The 15,779-nt window shown below is 43.1% G+C and carries 14 protein-coding genes; 5 read left to right on the forward strand and 9 right to left on the reverse strand.

Features of this window, described 5'->3' with window-relative positions; all coding sequences use genetic code 11:
* Positions 1–89: 89 nt before the first annotated feature.
* Entirely contained in the window at positions 90–1,001 is a 912-nt protein-coding gene (locus RJ41_RS15930; protein WP_039222906.1) for a LysR family transcriptional regulator, read from the forward strand.
* Between the two features lie 230 nt (positions 1,002–1,231).
* Positions 1,232–1,603 carry a hypothetical protein gene (locus RJ41_RS15935; protein WP_039223614.1) on the forward strand — a complete coding sequence of 124 codons (372 nt, stop codon included), beginning with the start codon at positions 1,232–1,234 and terminating at the stop codon, positions 1,601–1,603.
* A gap of 69 nt (positions 1,604–1,672) precedes the next feature.
* Here RJ41_RS15935 and RJ41_RS15940 read toward each other — a convergent pair whose 3' ends face one another.
* The gene (locus RJ41_RS15940) at positions 1,673–2,131 is read right to left on the reverse strand and encodes a hypothetical protein (protein ID WP_039222908.1); all 459 of its coding nucleotides are present in this window, start codon (positions 2,129–2,131) and stop codon (positions 1,673–1,675) included.
* Positions 2,132–2,394: 263 nt separating this feature from the next.
* Here RJ41_RS15940 and RJ41_RS15945 point away from each other — a divergent pair, with 263 nt between their 5' ends.
* Positions 2,395–3,261, forward strand: coding sequence for a DUF417 family protein (locus tag RJ41_RS15945; RefSeq protein ID WP_039222911.1), 867 nt, complete (start codon positions 2,395–2,397; stop codon positions 3,259–3,261).
* Between the two features lie 84 nt (positions 3,262–3,345).
* Here the strand turns inward: RJ41_RS15945 and RJ41_RS15950 are convergent, their stop codons facing one another.
* Positions 3,346–4,569 carry an endonuclease/exonuclease/phosphatase family protein gene (locus tag RJ41_RS15950; protein WP_039222913.1) on the reverse strand — a complete coding sequence of 408 codons (1,224 nt, stop codon included), beginning with the start codon at positions 4,567–4,569 and terminating at the stop codon, positions 3,346–3,348.
* 302 nt (positions 4,570–4,871) lie between these two features.
* On the opposite strand from RJ41_RS15950, the gene RJ41_RS15955 reads away from it, so the two are divergent.
* Together RJ41_RS15955 and RJ41_RS15960 are read left to right on the forward strand one after the other, a co-directional pair.
* Positions 4,872–5,921, forward strand: coding sequence for a PLP-dependent cysteine synthase family protein (locus tag RJ41_RS15955; RefSeq protein WP_039222915.1), 1,050 nt, complete (start codon positions 4,872–4,874; stop codon positions 5,919–5,921).
* Between the two features lie 36 nt (positions 5,922–5,957).
* The gene (locus RJ41_RS15960; RefSeq protein WP_039222917.1) at positions 5,958–7,214 is read left to right on the forward strand and encodes a DUF2891 domain-containing protein; all 1,257 of its coding nucleotides are present in this window, start codon (positions 5,958–5,960) and stop codon (positions 7,212–7,214) included.
* A 42-nt stretch (positions 7,215–7,256) separates the two neighbouring features.
* Here the strand turns inward: RJ41_RS15960 and RJ41_RS15965 are convergent, their stop codons facing one another.
* The 7 genes from RJ41_RS15965 to argS all read right to left on the reverse strand — a co-directional run bounded on the left by RJ41_RS15965 (position 7,257) and on the right by argS (position 15,770).
* Complete coding sequence (locus tag RJ41_RS15965) at positions 7,257–11,747, reverse strand: EAL domain-containing protein (protein ID WP_240485814.1); 4,491 nt, start codon at positions 11,745–11,747, stop codon at positions 7,257–7,259.
* Between the two features lie 283 nt (positions 11,748–12,030).
* Complete coding sequence (locus RJ41_RS15970; RefSeq protein ID WP_240485815.1) at positions 12,031–12,183, reverse strand: hypothetical protein; 153 nt, start codon at positions 12,181–12,183, stop codon at positions 12,031–12,033.
* Between the two features lie 194 nt (positions 12,184–12,377).
* Positions 12,378–12,572: a hypothetical protein gene (locus RJ41_RS15975; protein WP_039222921.1), complete on the reverse strand. Its 195-nt coding sequence runs from the start codon at positions 12,570–12,572 to the stop codon at positions 12,378–12,380.
* A gap of 65 nt (positions 12,573–12,637) precedes the next feature.
* Positions 12,638–12,793, reverse strand: a complete 156-nt coding sequence (locus RJ41_RS19115; RefSeq protein WP_156964787.1) for a hypothetical protein — start codon at positions 12,791–12,793, stop codon at positions 12,638–12,640.
* Between the two features lie 11 nt (positions 12,794–12,804).
* Positions 12,805–12,975, reverse strand: coding sequence for a hypothetical protein (locus RJ41_RS19120; protein ID WP_156964788.1), 171 nt, complete (start codon positions 12,973–12,975; stop codon positions 12,805–12,807).
* 295 nt (positions 12,976–13,270) lie between these two features.
* Entirely contained in the window at positions 13,271–13,837 is a 567-nt protein-coding gene (locus tag RJ41_RS15980; RefSeq protein WP_039222923.1) for an NADPH-dependent FMN reductase, read from the reverse strand.
* Positions 13,838–14,039: 202 nt separating this feature from the next.
* On the reverse strand, positions 14,040–15,770 hold the full coding sequence (gene argS, locus RJ41_RS15985) for an arginine--tRNA ligase (protein ID WP_039222925.1): 1,731 nt from the start codon (positions 15,768–15,770) through the stop codon (positions 14,040–14,042).
* Positions 15,771–15,779 lie beyond the last annotated feature (9 nt).

The raw sequence follows: 15,779 nt of genomic DNA on the forward strand, positions 1-15,779 counted from the left end.
TAAATGAGTACTGGTTGAACACAGAGGTGATTATGTGCGTGAAACACTGTTATGATAAGTAGACATATACAGAATGAATTGTTACGAATATGAGTACAATTAACTATTCACATCTTAAGGCACTCGCTATATTTGCCAGCGTAGTAGAATGTGGAAGCTTTGCGGAAGCTGCCCGCCGTTTAGGCACCAGTCGATCTAGAGTGAGCGAGCAAGTAGCAGGTTTAGAAGCATCTCTTGACGTGCGATTACTGCAAAGAACCACTCGACAGCTCATGCTTACTGACGAGGGAAATGTCGTATTTTCCCATGCGAAAAAGTGCCACGAGATTTTGCATGGTATTGATGAAGATCTGCGTCAACCGGCGCCAAAAGGAAGAGTATCAATAACAGTCACCAACGACATTGCACACAAATTTTTATTACCGTTGCTGCCTGAGTTCAAGCGCCGGTATCCTGAAATAGATTTACACATAGTGAGCAGTGACGATAAGCTCGACCTTATCGCTCAGAATATTGATGTAGGAATTCGAATTGGTTTACCACGAGACGACTCGCTCGTCGGTAGGGTCTTATATCAAGAACAATTCGCCTTATATGCTAGCCCTGATTATCTCAAGAAATATGGTGAACCTAAGACTATTGCAGAACTTAATAATCATACCTGGATTTTGCTATCTCAGTTAAATTCGCGAATCATGCATTACCTAATGCTGGACAACACACCAATAGACGTTACACCCAAACATTACGAGCTGTGTAACTCTCCTCACCTTGTTCAAGAAATGGTCAAAGCAGGGTTGGGAATATCTACGCTGCTACCTTCAACTGTGCAAAAAGAAGTCGCATCTAACGAACTTATACGAATTTTCCCGTCACTTGGAAGTGAAACCTTGTTGTTTACCTTGGTTTATCCTTCTCGTAAGCATGTGCCAAGCCGTACCCGAGCACTTATTGACTATCTGGTTGAGACTTGTCGCTTCGGCAATGCCGCTTCTTTTTGATGTAAAATGCATGACGTAATGAGTGTTGCTTGTAACGATACGCTCGTTATGAAGTTTGCATACCGAAATGCTTTACTTAAAACTTACACTGGGTGCTGCAACTAAAGAGGCGTTTGAATTTCAAAGTGACGTGGTTCAAATAAGCGTTAAATTAAATGAATAAAACACTATTAGTAATAACGACCTCTTTGATTGTCAGTGCGTGCGCTCATAGGCCACCACCTTTAGACATGGATGAAATATTTTTTGAAACGAAGATCAAGCAAGACGGTACCAAGCTCTTCGCGTTTAGCATTCCGTTAATGCAGCATCGTGACGGTGCCAAAGGTGGCGGTAAAGGCGGCCGTGGTCAGGGAGGCGAACGAAGTGGTCGTGGCGGTCGCCAAGGACAGGAAAGTCGGGAAGGCTCGTCACATAGCAGCGAAAGAATGACTGAGCAACTTTATACATCTCTAGATGAGAAACTGAATGAGACCGGTTACTGCCAAACGGGCTTTCTAGAAATAGATACACACCAAACCGAAGATAGGCTTCACCTATTAGGTGAGTGCAATGAAACGGCGAGCGAACTGGACAAAATCGAGTTCCCCAACGTTAATTAACCCGCGTTGTTGTGAAGTGCATTGCCGATGGCGTGCGCTTCATTCAACGTTCGTTTGCTAAACAAACTCTTAGTCAACACACAAGGTATGCTCCACAACCCCGTTAGACACATAGGCTCTACAGCCGAATAAGTCCGTACTTTCTAAACACACGCCGCGCGCCTTTTCTCCCGCTTCCATGTTATTGTTTTCCGTAACACAAGCCACTTCGCACTCGCTGCTGTCTTTACACGCATTACCAGCATCGTTTGCTGGTAGCACACAAGCATGCGCCTGCTGTCGGCCTACTTTCTTCCAGTTACCACCGTGTTTATCGCACACTTTTTCAGACTCAATGGAATAGGCCTGCTGTACCAAAGGCAATGAGGTATCAACAACTTGCTCTAACTTTTCAACGTCTTCAACACTCGCGATTGGCTCATCAATAGGTTCTGGGGGCAGAGTGCCACAAGCAGACAAGGCTGCACACGCGCTTGCTATTAACCAGATCCTAAAACGCTTCTGTGCTCTACTGCTTGCTTGTTTCATTTTTTCTCTCGATTTATTTTACTTTTTAAATCACTACTATTTAAAAGCCAAACTATTTAAGTCCCACATTACTTAAGACCTAATTTATTTAAGACCGCTGCTACTTATGACAACCGCTATTAGATAAGTTCTTATTTTGTCGATAAATCCTTATTCGCGTATCGCGCTGTGTCTAATAAATTATCAAACCTATGAAATTTTAGTGCTACCTCGACGGGTCTCTACATACACTTCGCAAAACTAGCAGTATTTCCGGACGCTTTATGACACTAAACCAAACCGAAAACATGGTCACCGCATTGCTCACTTTTAGCTTCGCAGTTCTTGGCCTAACATTTTTATTGGGTGCAAACCCCAATGCACTTATCGCTACATTTAGTTTCTACTCGTTAGGCACTGTGTTGAGCGAGAGTGCCCTTGGTGCTTTTACTGGTATCGCATTGCTGTTACTACCGTTAATGACCATTGCAGCACGTTTTAACCTTGTTTCAGCAAAAGCAGTAGCACTATATGCCGCTTTTGTCACTGCCATTCCATTGCTGACGTTATTGTCACCAACAAGATGGATGGCCGATTTAGGGGGCTTCCCGATTATTGGCAGCGGTCAAGGCATCATTAAGTACTTCGCAGTATTACCGCTTTTCCTATTCTTGTTTTATCGCGAAAAGTTTTCGCACCAGCAACTGACATACCTTAATTTTGCTCCTGTAGCCATGGTCTTATTATGGATAGGAGGCATGAAGTTTTTCGAGTTTGAAGCCAATGCGATTGTGGGGCTAGTTGAAACATCACCGTTTATGTCGTGGCTTTATGCTGTGTTTAGCGTTCAAGGAGCATCGAATGTAATTGGTGGGTTTGATGTCCTCTTTGCACTGCTATTGGGTGCGGGCATCTTTACTAAGAACAAGCCGGTGATCATTGCGAGCGGACTGGCTTGTTTATCGGTATTTCTGATGACACAAACGTTTTTGTTTACTGTGCCGGATACCTTTAACAACACGACTATTGTCAACCGCCTAGGTCAGTTCGTTATTAAAGACCTTTGGTTTGTCGCTAATTTAGCGGTAGTCGCCTACTTCACGATATCTAAACCAGGTAATGCTCAAAGCCAGAAAGCACAACGGAGCTAATTTGGGGTGAATTGGGCTAAAAAAGGCCGCCTACCGCGGCCATTTCAAAAAATACAGAACAGTGAAAGAATAAAGCCTAATCGATTAATAATTTTTATCATCTTGTTTAAGCGACAAGCTAATCCAAACCAACCTATGATCTGAGCTGGCTTCACGGTCTTTAACTAATCGATATAGGTCACTGGTTTTTGCAGGCCAGAAAACGCCAGCATCGTTCACATCGAAGCCAAATCGAGATGGCAAAACATAGTCAGCTCTGGCTCCCCAATAGGCAGTAAAGCGGTTACTAAACTCTGCATCTGACGCGCCTGCGCCGCCTGCGCTTGTTGGAATGATGTCATTATTAACTAACGGGTGCTCGGTCAACTGTTCAATAACACCCTCGCGATGTTTATCTCCAATATCCGCCGCATTAAAATCACCAACGAGTACAAAGCGCGCGTTCTCTGACAGACTGACTTTCTCGCCATTATCATCGTAAATGTAGGCCCCTTTATCCGGAGAAAGATAATCTGCCATAAGCCTAATTTCGTCAAAGTTGCGTTTGCCGTTGCGATCCTCGCTTCCATCGAAATTAGGTGGTGTTGGATGCATAGCAAGTATGTGTACGGTTTTACCTCCTACTTTCACCGGCACATCCCAGTGAGACTTAGAACTCAACCTTAGCGCGGCCCACTCTTCTACGTCGTACCATGGCTTGCCCTTATCAGTACTTCCGCTCTCATCGGGAATAATAGGAACCTGTGGATGAGGCATGTGATGCCATTTAAACGTTTGAAAGGTGCGAATACTATCAACATCAATAGGGTATTTTGACAAAAGCGCCATGCCATATTGCCCGGGATAAAGCCCAAAACCATATGCATCGCCACCAAAACCTTCTGCTTTGCCATTGTTATCTAAGTCGAATTTCGTGGGCTCCCCTGTGTTGACTGTGGCCACATACGTATATGGGTAATCCACAGGCTCAAGGCCGCCTTGTGAAACATTTAGGTAGTTCTTAACAAATGCTTCTACCCCTTTACGCTTATCTGCAATGTAGTCAAATTCATTCAACATCAAGATATCGGGGTTAACGCGTTGAATAATTTCAGCAATGTTTTTAACTTGGCTATGCTCACCCGTTGAAAGAACGTGTTGAAGTACCTGATCGCTTGGCTTCATACCCAACGCTTTATAGTTAGTGGCTTCCATACTTACATTAAACGTTGCGACTTTAAGCATTTGCTCTTCTTGCGAGCGAGCCAGCGTAGATACGAATAATGCGGGTAAAAGAGCTATTGCACAGAAAAGTGCCCTATTTTTCATGTTGTTACCTGTAAGTAAAAGCGAAATGCAAAGATAGCAACTTTAGCGACTTATCTGAACTTTTTTGTTTTATTAAAGACCGTTGTATCAACAAGATGGTCATGCTCTCGATCTTACATAAAAACGGAATTTATTTTCATAAATGAGATCCATTAAAGAAATATTTTTTACTATAAAGCACTAATACTAAAATAATAGAATCAAATACTCGCTCTTAACTGATATTCTAATTTTGTTTTATACAGCTAGCGTCAAGCGAACTACGCTTAACGTTTCACATTTTGGGTGAATGAGAGAAAGTTATGAAAAGCTGGGTTTCAAAAGCGATCAATATTATCAATGCAGATTATCAACGTTCGGCTGATACGCACTTAATCAAATTAGAGCAGATCGCCTTTAGAGATATTGATATCTATCTGAAAGATGAAAGCACTCATCCGACAGGCAGCTTAAAGCACCGTCTAGCCCGGTCCCTTTTTCTGTACGCTCTTTGTAATGGAAAAATTGTAGAAGGAACTACTGTGGTTGAAGCCTCGTCAGGAAGTACAGCGGTGTCTGAAGCTTATTTTGCTAAAATGATTGGCGTTCCGTTCGTTGCGGTTATGCCTAAGTCTACCGCCCAAAGTAAAATCGCGCTTATTGAGCGATATGGCGGGCAGTGTCACTTTGTAGATTGCCCTACGCAAATGCACAGCGAAGCAACCAAAGTAGCTCACGAGCTTAATGGCTACTTTATGGATCAGTTCCTTTTCGCAGAGCGCGCTACAGATTGGCGTGGCAATAACAATATTGCTGAGAGTATCTTTGAACAAATGAAAGCCGAGCCCCACCCTGTTCCACACACCGTGGTTATGAGCGCAGGTACAGGTGGTACATCAGCTACCATTGGCCGCTATATACGTTACAAAGGTCTTGCTTCTCAACTTGTGGTCGTGGATCCAGAATTCAGTGTGTTTTTTGACAGCTTCAAAAATAACGATCATTCACTTACTGCTACCCGTGGAAGCCGCATAGAAGGGATTGGACGCCCTAAAGTGGAAGCCTCTTTTCAGCACGACGTTATAGATGACATGATTGCCGTTCCCGATGCCGCCAGTATTGCAACCATGCATTGGTTAAACAACACCATTGGAATTAAAGCTGGCCCGTCTACCGGCACAAACCTATGGGGCGCATTAAGTATTGCTGAACAAATGAAGCAGCGAGGAGAAGTGGGATCGATCGTAACGCTTATGTGCGACAGCGGAGAGCGGTATGGTGAAACTTACTATAATGCTGGTTGGGTAGAAAAGACCATTGGCTCATTCGATGAATACACCACCAAACTAGAGGCCATCGGAGCCCCTGCTTAAATAGCCTGTTTCTGCTGTTTAAAGTGCTGGGGCGTTGTGTATCGCGCAGCACTTTATTCAAAGCGTTTATCTGTATACATTGGCGATATACTTCTCATTGATAAAGCGCGCAAAATTATGATCAAAATAAAAAACGTTGTTAGCTCTACAGTTGCATTTGCCACAGCGTTTGCTGCACACACTGCCTATGCTACCAGTACGTCGACTGTTGAAACTGCGAACACAAGCAACACTAGTATTAACCAAGCCGCAGACGCGACCGCCAACGCTGGCGTTCCTAACAACAATTACGAAAGCGTTTTCGCTAACCTCGCGCTTCATTGTATTCATCAAGAGTTTCCAAATGTAGTGAAACACATGATGAATAACGGCGATGACGTTAAGGCACCCAATCAACTCTACCCAGCATTTTATGGTTGTTTAGACTGGCATTCATCAGTTCATGGCCATTGGCTTTTAGTAAGAATGCTAAACACTGCGCAAGACGCGGTTGATAAGGATGAGATCATTGAAAAGCTCAATATCAGCTTTACGCCTAAAAATATCCAAGGTGAATTGGTAAGCCTTAAGCGCGAAAATAATGCCTCATTTGAACGCCCCTACGGTCTTGCATGGTTCCTGCAGCTAACCGCTGAACTACGTCAATCTTCCCTTCCTGAAGCAACAAAATGGCTAAATACTTTACGCCCTCTCGAGGACGAAATTGTAGCCAGAGTAAGCGCATGGTTACCCAAATTAGCTTACCCAATCCGAACCGGTGAACACAGCCAAACCGCCTTTGCTTTTGGCCTGATGTTAGATTGGGCGAAAACGTCAGGCAATAAGGAGTTTGAAGCACAGCTAACGGCTAGGGCGAAAGACTACTATCAGGCTGACAAGGCGTGCCCACTAGCCTACGAGCCCTCTGGGCAGGATTTTTTGTCGCCTTGCTTAGCAGAAGCCGACCTAATGCGCCGAGTAATGGCTAAAAAAGACTACAGCCAATGGCTCTCAGCATTCTTTCCCAACTTAAATGCAAGTACATCGAATTGGCTCACACCTGCAACGGTTACAGACAAAACAGACGGAAAACTCGCTCACCTAGACGGGCTGAATATCAGCCGTGCGTGGATGATTGAAGGCATCATAAGCGCTTTACCAGACGATGACGCACGCTTACTAGTACTGAAGAAAGCGCTAGAAGCACACCGTGAAGCAGGCTTAAACGCGGTGTTTGGTGATATGCACTATATGGGAAGTCACTGGCTTGGCAGTTTTGCTAGCTACTTGGAAACTCAGCGCGGATTGAAATAAAACACCTGAGTATATATGTAGTGCGGCGCTAACAAGTCGCTATTAATTTAGCGACTTGCCAGTCGTTTTCACTGCGTTTATTAAGCCTGATAGCTTGTCACCGGCGACAGGTTTAGAGAAATAAAAACCCTGCAAATACCTACAGCCGTTTCGTTGAAAGAATTCGACCTGCTCCAAGGTCTCAATTCCTTCCGCCACGCATTCAATATTCAGACTCTCAGCCATACGTAATGTCGCTAGAATAATTGCTTCATTGCCACTATTAAGACCAATACCCTGAACAAAGCTCTTATCTATTTTTAGTACGTCAATCGGGAAATCTTTTAAATATTTTAACGATGAGTACCCAGTACCAAAGTCGTCCAATGCTATGATAAACCCTTTAGATTTTAGCGCTCCTATGACATGCATGGCACTGTCATAATCTTCCATCAAAGCACTCTCTGTAATTTCAAATCGAATGTTTTCTGGTGGAACACCATTCGATTGCAATAGCGCCACTATATCCTTTAACGAATACTCATTTATGAGGTGTTTTGCGCTTAAATTTATTGATAAGTAAGCGCGGCTATTACCTGCGTATAGTTGCTGATGAACAGGTAAAGCTCGCTCAATAAGTTGCGTCGTCATTTCGGCTATCATTCCTATGTTTTCCGCAACTGGAATGAAAATATCGGGTGAGATCATTTCATCACCGTCTTTCCATCTCATTAACACTTCGAAGCCTTCAATAGAACCTGTCGCACAACACACAATGGGCTGATAGTAGTTTGAAAAAGATTTATTGATGCAGGCATGTTTCAGTTTATTTTCTAATTGAAGTTTTGAACGCGCTTGCTCATTCATGTGCTCGGTAAAAAACTGAAAATTATTGCTGCCGGCTTCTTTAGCATGGTACATGGCAATATCAGCATTCTTTAATAATTCTGCTGGAAGTTGCGCATCATCTGGATAAAGTGAAATACCAATACTCGCCGATACACTCACCTCTTGGTTGGAGAGCGTAATAGGTTGCCCTAAGGCTTGTATAATATCATTGGCAATATGACCAAGGTCCTGCACACTACCAACACCTTCGAGAAGAACTACAAATTCATCACCGCCAAGTCTCGCTACCGTGTCAGACTTCCTGATTAACTTTTCGAGACGTTTGCTAACCGTTACTAGGAGTTCATCACCGGCCTCGTGTCCAAGACTATCGTTAACTTGTTTGAAGCGGTCTAAATCGATGAAGAATAACCCTATTTTGCTTTGTTGTGATGCAGCTTGATGGAAAGCGTGCTGAAGGCGGTCAAGCAGAAGAGTGCGATTAGGTAGGCCTGTTAAATTGTCATAGTTTGCCAACTGAACAAGCGCGTTTTGTGCGTCTTTTTGCTGCGTTATATCCGACAATATCACCAGGTAGCGATCGATTTCTTGGCCATTTCGCTCACTCGAAACTGCGGTCACCCTTATACTTACCGCGTAGCGCTGGTTTGTGAAACTGTTAATATAAGCCTCGCCACTCCAGTGTTCGTTAGGACCAAGCTTACGCATTTCCGTATACGTTTCTTCGAGCTGCTGTTTCTGGCCAAGATATAGCAGTTCGAGTTCTTCTATTAGATTTGCGTCTTTGTTAATACCAAGCGCTTCTTTGAACGATTGATTAACAACGATAGGCTGGAAATTACTATCGAAAATGACTACCCAGTCCCGCGTGTATCGAAATGCTTCGCCAAATAACCGAGCTTTAAATTCGGCATTCACCGACTCAGTTATATTGGAGTAAGTACCGACTAATCTTTTGCTATTTTCCGTTTCATTATTTTCAACCAAGGAGCCTACATCTCTGAACCATTCATAATGACCGTCTTTCGCTTTCATGCGATAGCTAATATCTATACCCTTGGACTGTCCGCTAACCGCTTTCTCCCACTGCTCTAGGAACGAAGTAATATCATGATTATGAACGAGAGATATATGCTCTCTGAACGACAGCCTTGTCTCCGTGTCTGAGTAACCCAAGTCATCCACGATACGCTCTTGGGTAATTTTATCTGAGTCCTCATACCATGCCCAAACTTTGGTATTGCTCGCAGTTAGCGCCATAGACAATCTGTTTTTATGTTTTAGTGCCTCAGAGTGCGCAGCGCGAAGTACCTCGCTGTTTTTCTTGCGTCGAGCATAGATAACTAAGGTCGACACAAGGAAAACAAAAAGATAAATAGAATACGCCAAAGGCGATGCATAAATTGGATATGCCACCTTGATTTTCAAATTTGCGCGCGGCCCATAAACGTTATTAACGGGGTCAACTCGACCCACACTAAATTCGTATTCACCAGGCTCTAACTGAGGAAATGTGACTTCAGTAGAATTTGTAGGGGGGTATACAACAGAAACATCTCCCTTTAATTCATACTGATAGTAGGAAGCCGATGTCTTCTTAAAACGCATATCGGAGTAGTGAATAGTCAGCCCAACATCGTCATACTCTAATAATAAAGAGCTGTTATTAATACTGCCAATACCAAGCTCTAACGGCTGACTGAGCAAGCTTGCATCAGTAATAAATGTTGACGTTGCCACATTGTCTTGGTCATTAAAGCGCTCTGGTTGCAAAATAGTGAAACCTTTTTGTGAACCGAAAGCTATTTTTCCATCGCTCAAACCTACTTTTGCCCCCCAGCTGAACTCACTAGTGGACAAACCTTCTGTGGCGCTATATTGAGATAATTTAATGGCCTTCGGATCGAGCTTGAGGATGCCTTGGTGGCTCCCAATCCAGATATCACCATTTTGGTCTTTCTCTAAACTAACAACGAGGTTAGTCGGCAATAAGTTACTCGTGTCAAAAAAGTATTTCTGCTCATTGGTTTTTGCATCGATTCCATATAACCCATGACCGGGATAAGCAATCCACAAAATACCGTTATCATCCAAAACAGTGTCGATAGGATGGATAGCATATTCCGCTTGAGACTTTCTTGCTTGGTGCAGTTTCTCTAGGCTTCCGCTTGACGTGTTAAATCGCCATAGCTCCCCAATCATAGACAGTAGTATTGAACCATCCTGCGCCCCATGATCAGGTAGAAACGTATAAAACTGGTCGTATTCAAGGTTTGAAGAAAGTGTTTCGGAGAGGGATACTTGCCCTTTCTTGTCATCAAAATTCCAAAACTTGCCATGTGAGGCGACGATATAATTCTCTTTTGATGTGCGAATTAAATCGTATGCCTTGTCTGAGTTTAATAGTTTGTCTTGCTCACTACCTAAAGGGTAAGGTACAGGGCGTTTATTTTCTGTATCAAACTTTACGATACCACCGTAAGTGAGCAACCAAACCCTGTCTTTTTCGGCAGGCCTTATCGTAAATATAGAGCCCGAAGAAATAACGGCTTTATCATCGTCAGTCACTAAAAACTGTTCTACTTTCCCCGTATCTGCGTGATACAGGTTTAGACCATTGTTAGTCCCTAACCATAAATTTTCGTCATCGGTCTCATATAAGCTATAGACAATATTATTACTCAACTTGTCACTACTTTTTCCATCGCCCATAACGTTTTTAAATAGCGTAGACTGAGGTGACCATAGCAATACTCCCGATGTGCCGGTAGAAAGCCACACCTGCTCGTCAGATGTTATTGCCACTTCGTACAAGTCATCGTCTGTTATTTGTAAACGCGAGTCTGATGGTCTAAATAAATGTGTTAGCTCATTAGATGACAAGTCAATAGTATACAACCCTTGGTCTGTGGACATGTAATAGAGGGAGTTTTCAATCAGTTCGAGATCCCAGACATTCAAATGTTTTACGACTAGCTTTGCTGCTGGCATATCGCCGTCGTGTTTCACGAAATTTATTAAACCAGTAAAGTCAAATTGATAGAGGCCTTCAACCGTACCCAGCCAAAACCTCTGATGTTCATCAACCAAGATAAGCTTGGTATTAATATTGTTTAGATTGGCGCTCTCTGAACTAACATGGTCAATTTTCTTGATATCGCCTGTTTGTAGATTTTTAGCATAAAGCCCGACAGAAGTGGCTACGAATAAAACGTCGCGGGTTAAATAGGTATATCGGATAACATCGTCATTTGAAAGCTCACTATTAGAGGAAAAAAGGTCAAAAACGGTTTCTTTTTTCTCTGTGACTAAATCAAATTTGATTATTAGATGGTCAAGGGCGACATATATGATGTTTCCAGGCGCGGAGATAAAATGGGAAGCATATTGGTACCACGAAGGTTGCTCTTTGTAAGGAACATTAATTAATCTTTCCGACTTGCCGGTTTGCCGATTGATGCGATAAATACCACTACTGTAAGTACTTATCCATAAATCACCTCTTTGGTCTTCAAATAATGTATAGATACCATCGTCAGCAAACTCGTTATCTTGCCCCACATATTGCTTATTTTGATTGCCGTCGAACCGATTTAGCCCAGCGTCGGTTGCTATCCACAACAGCCCTTCTTTATCAATAAGCATATCGTTCACGGTGTTTTGACTTAAGCCATTTTCAGTAGAAAGTATCCTGAAGGAAGGCATTGTAACGACTGGTTTTGCAATTGAGGAGGAAATGAACAAAGAGGAAATGATCAACGTTCCCAACGATAGATATATCGCTAAAGAGAAAAAGAAAATGACTCGGGTCTGCGCTAACATCAATAAATGAGAACCTAAAAGTATGTTTTATCGTTTACTTGTTCAAAGTATGTTTGATATTAAATCAAAAAATGCGGATTACAATTGTACTTTAGGCAGGAGACTGAGGGAGTGTCGAATATAAAAAAAACTACCATTTGATATTAGATTAAGAAAACTAAGACAGTTATCCTGCCAACTCAGTGGTTTCTTTCCCTAAGTTTTTTAAGCTGCTTAGTAGTTTTTCATCTGTAATTACGCCATCTTCCATGAGCGTATTAATCTTAGCAATAGCTTTTTGGTTTGACAGCACCATAGTACCGAGATTTTTAAGTAACATGCGCAGTACCGCCTTCAGACGCAGCCATAATTCCAGTCACTGAGTTGGTAGTTTGGCTAGCCACCTGGAAACTTAGCGCGGCGTAAAATAGATAAAAATTGGCTAGGAAATATGACAAAAAAGCCGCTCTCGATTTAGCGGCTTTCTTCAGCACGGGGCACCAAGTTAATGTAAAGGGTTCGAAACATAACACGTTAAATAATATCGTCTGCACTCGATGTTTTTACACTTGTAAGCTTTTGAAGAATTGCGAGTAAAAGTAAGTTTTGAAACTCGGGCTCTGTTAAAAGCGCCCCCCCTTCTTTCGTGATAATACTCTCAAAGAGAGAGATAATATTGATTGCCGCAAGAAACCAAAATGCTACGTGGCTATATTTTTTTTTGTCCATAATTGTTTGCCTTGTCCATATTTACATAAAGTTAAAGGAGCAGACCAAGGCCTGCTCAATCAACACTAAGGAATTTCTGGCTCGTTTGCACCATCGTAGAATCCGTTGCCGAGCCCTCTGCCGAAATCATAGGCCAGATCAACCAAAGTCATATAGGTCAATACACGTCCTAAGTAACCGCCACTACATTGGATTAGTTCTTCTTGACTTAACTCTTCCATAGCATAGTTCCTTAAGGTAGTACGAATTCAGCGACATCGTCTAACCAACGGTTTGACGTCATTACATGGCTGTAGAAATAGCCACCTGCATAGCCAGCACCGTAACCGATACCATACATGATATCGCCAATAATCCCTGCTCCTGCGACGTCATTGAGTTCGTTAATGTTAATTTCTTCCACAATAAAGCTCCTTTTTCAAGTAAAGTAATGTGCAAATGCACTTAGCTAGGCTATGACATCAAGACACTATTGACGACTGGCCATGGGGTCGGTTTTTATGCCGTATTGTGAACTAAACTTGTTTTTCTAAGGTTGGCAATGAAGGGGCTTGATGGTGCTATTTGTGTGTCGTGTTAGATATCGCCCATTTAATCGAGGCAATTTCAAAAATATATTTATTTAGCATGGATACAAAAACTGCGGCATGCAAAGCTAGAGTGCCGACGGCTTTCTCTAGCTACCCTGCTCCTATATCTTAAGCTAGCTTATCAGCCAACTCAGCGGTTTCTTTACCCAAATTTTTAAGCTGCTTAATGGTTTTCTCGTCCGTTATTACGCCGCCTTCCATAAGCGTATTTACCTTCGCGATAGCTTTTTGGTTCGGCAATACCATAGTACCTAGATTTTCAAGCAACATTCTTAGTACCACCAGCACGCGCATGCCGCCTAGCCCGCCAGCAGACGCAGCCATAATACCGGCTACTTTACCGCGATAGGCTTGTAATGGCTTTTCGCCTTCCCCCATGCGCGATGCCCAGTCAATGGCATTCTTTAGCAATGCTGGATAGCTTGAGTTGTATTCTGGCGAGGCAATAAGAAAACCATCATGGCTCATTAGCAACTCTTTGAACGCCTGTGCTTTTTCAGGCATGCCAAACTCGGCTTCCTCATCTTCATTAAACAGCGGCATTTGAAAGTCGGCTAGGTCTATAACGGTAACATCTGCTCCAGCTTCACGTGCGCCTTCGGCTGCAACTTTCATAATAGCTTGGTTGAATGAACCTTTACGGGTACTACCTGCAAATGCAAGGATCTTAGTCATTTGAGTTTCCTGTCGTTAATTTGAGTCGTCTTTATCGTTTACTTTATAAGAATTTATTACGCCATCGGTTCTAATCGAGAAGTAAGGATTATGATTAGCGCAAACGGACAATGTATTTTTGACGTTCTTTATTTTGCATAAAAAAAGGCTGACAATCATTGTCAGCCTTTTCAATATCAATAACTATGTTGTACCGCGAACACTACATTTTTTCTAGTGTTTCAATACCAAGTAGGGTTAATCCTTTCTCTAGCGTCTTGGCAACCAAAGCTGACAAGGCTAAACGACTATCACGCACCGCTGGCTCAATACCATCTTTTAGCATTGGGCAGGCTTCGTAGAATGACATAAATGCTGAAGCTACGTCATAGAGGTAAGTACACAGTACATGAGGCGTGGCTTCACGAGATACTGTACCAATCACCTCTTCAAACTGCATAAGTAATACAGCTAGCGCGTGCTCTTGTTTCTCAGCAATATTGATATCTACTGGCATGGTGGCCATATCCACACCCGCTTTTCTGAACAAGCTTTTCACACGGGTATAGGCGTACTGAAGGTAAGGCGCGGTGTTACCTTCAAAGCTTAGCATGGAGTCCCAGTTAAACATGTAATCAGTTGTGCGGTTTTTAGACAGGTCAGCGTATTTCACAGCGCCAATACCCACCTTGTGAGCGACTTCTTTAAGCTCGTCTTCGCTTAAATCGTTGTCACGCTCTGCGATAAGTTTACCCGCACGCTCAACGGCTTCATCAAGCAATTCGACCAGTTTAACCGTACCGCCAGTACGGGTTTTAAATGGCTTACCGTCACTGCCTAGCATCATTCCAAATGGACAATGCTCGTAAGTTTGCTCTTCTTTCATAAAGCCCGCTTTACGGCCCACAATTTCAGTTTGTTTGAAATGCAGCGCCTGGCGAGCGTCAGTAAGAATCAGCGTACGGTCAGCGTTTAACTTGCCGCTGCGATAGCGCATTGCCGCAAGGTCTGTCGTTGCGTATAAATAGCCGCCACCCGACTTTTGAACGATGTAAACCGCAGGATTACCTTCTTTATCAGCAAGCTCAGGTATAAATACTACCTGCGCACCTTGGTCTTCTACTGCAAGGCCTTTCGCTTTAAGATCGCTGATTACGTTGGCTAAATCGTCGTTATAAGCCGACTCACCCATAATATCTTTACGGGTCAGGCTTACGTTTAGCTTGTCGTACACTTCTTCTGAGTGAGCAATAGACACGTCAATGAACTTTTCCCAAAGCGCCAGACACTGAGCGTCACCACCCTGCAGCTTAACTACGTATTCACGGGCGCGGTCGGCAAAACCTTCTTCTTCGTCAAAGCGAACTTTGGCTTCGCGGTAAAAGTCTTCAAGATCAGAGAGCGCAGTTTCAGCCACTTCATCTTGTAGCTTGTCTGAAAGGTGCGCAAGCAACATGCCGAACTGTGTGCCCCAGTCGCCCATGTGATTTTGACGAATAACATTGTGGCCCAAGAACTCAAGTACTTTAACCACAGCATCGCCGATGATAGTAGTACGCAGGTGGCCCACGTGCATTTCTTTGGCCAGGTTAGGCGATGAGTAATCAACAACAATGTTTTGTTCTTTTGACTTAGCAATACCTAAACGTGGGTCGGTTAGCGACAACTCACATTGATTAGACAGCCATTCGTCATTTAAATGCACGTTGATAAAACCAGGGCCAGCCACTTCTAGCTTGCTGGCAATATCGTCGAGCTTTACAGTTTCAACAATTTTTTCTGCAATATCGCGCGGCTTTTGCTTAAGCTGCTTGGCTAGCGCCATCGCGCCGTTAAACTGATACTCACCAAATTCAGGTCGAGCGCTGCGCGAAACTGGCACCGGCGCATTTTCTACGCCCATTTCTTGTAGAGCTTCAGTGAAACGGTTAACTAATAGTGCATGTATATTCATAATATATTG

Source organism: Alteromonas marina (assembly GCF_000808575.1).
In the GTDB taxonomy this organism is placed as follows: domain Bacteria; phylum Pseudomonadota; class Gammaproteobacteria; order Enterobacterales; family Alteromonadaceae; genus Alteromonas; species Alteromonas marina_A.

Bases quoted from the DNA above. Each gene is read 5' to 3' on its own strand.
- RJ41_RS15980 (WP_039222923.1), bottom strand. From the start codon at position 13,837: ATGACTAAGATCCTTGCATTTGCAGGTAGTACCCGTAAAGGTTCATTC.
- RJ41_RS15935 (WP_039223614.1), top strand. From the start codon at position 1,232: ATGGATGAAATATTTTTTGAAACGAAGATCAAGCAAGACGGTACCAAG.
- RJ41_RS15930 (WP_039222906.1), top strand. From the start codon at position 90: ATGAGTACAATTAACTATTCACATCTTAAGGCACTCGCTATATTTGCC.
- RJ41_RS15940 (WP_039222908.1), bottom strand. From the start codon at position 2,131: ATGAAACAAGCAAGCAGTAGAGCACAGAAGCGTTTTAGGATCTGGTTA.
- RJ41_RS15975 (WP_039222921.1), bottom strand. From the start codon at position 12,572: ATGGACAAAAAAAAATATAGCCACGTAGCATTTTGGTTTCTTGCGGCA.
- RJ41_RS15965 (WP_240485814.1), bottom strand. From the start codon at position 11,747: ATGCCTTCCTTCAGGATACTTTCTACTGAAAATGGCTTAAGTCAAAAC.
- RJ41_RS15950 (WP_039222913.1), bottom strand. From the start codon at position 4,569: ATGAAAAATAGGGCACTTTTCTGTGCAATAGCTCTTTTACCCGCATTA.
- RJ41_RS15970 (WP_240485815.1), bottom strand. From the start codon at position 12,183: ATGTTACTTAAAAATCTCGGTACTATGGTGCTGTCAAACCAAAAAGCT.
- RJ41_RS19115 (WP_156964787.1), bottom strand. From the start codon at position 12,793: ATGGAAGAGTTAAGTCAAGAAGAACTAATCCAATGTAGTGGCGGTTAC.
- argS (WP_039222925.1), bottom strand. From the start codon at position 15,770: ATGAATATACATGCACTATTAGTTAACCGTTTCACTGAAGCTCTACAA.
- RJ41_RS15945 (WP_039222911.1), top strand. From the start codon at position 2,395: ATGACACTAAACCAAACCGAAAACATGGTCACCGCATTGCTCACTTTT.
- RJ41_RS15955 (WP_039222915.1), top strand. From the start codon at position 4,872: ATGAAAAGCTGGGTTTCAAAAGCGATCAATATTATCAATGCAGATTAT.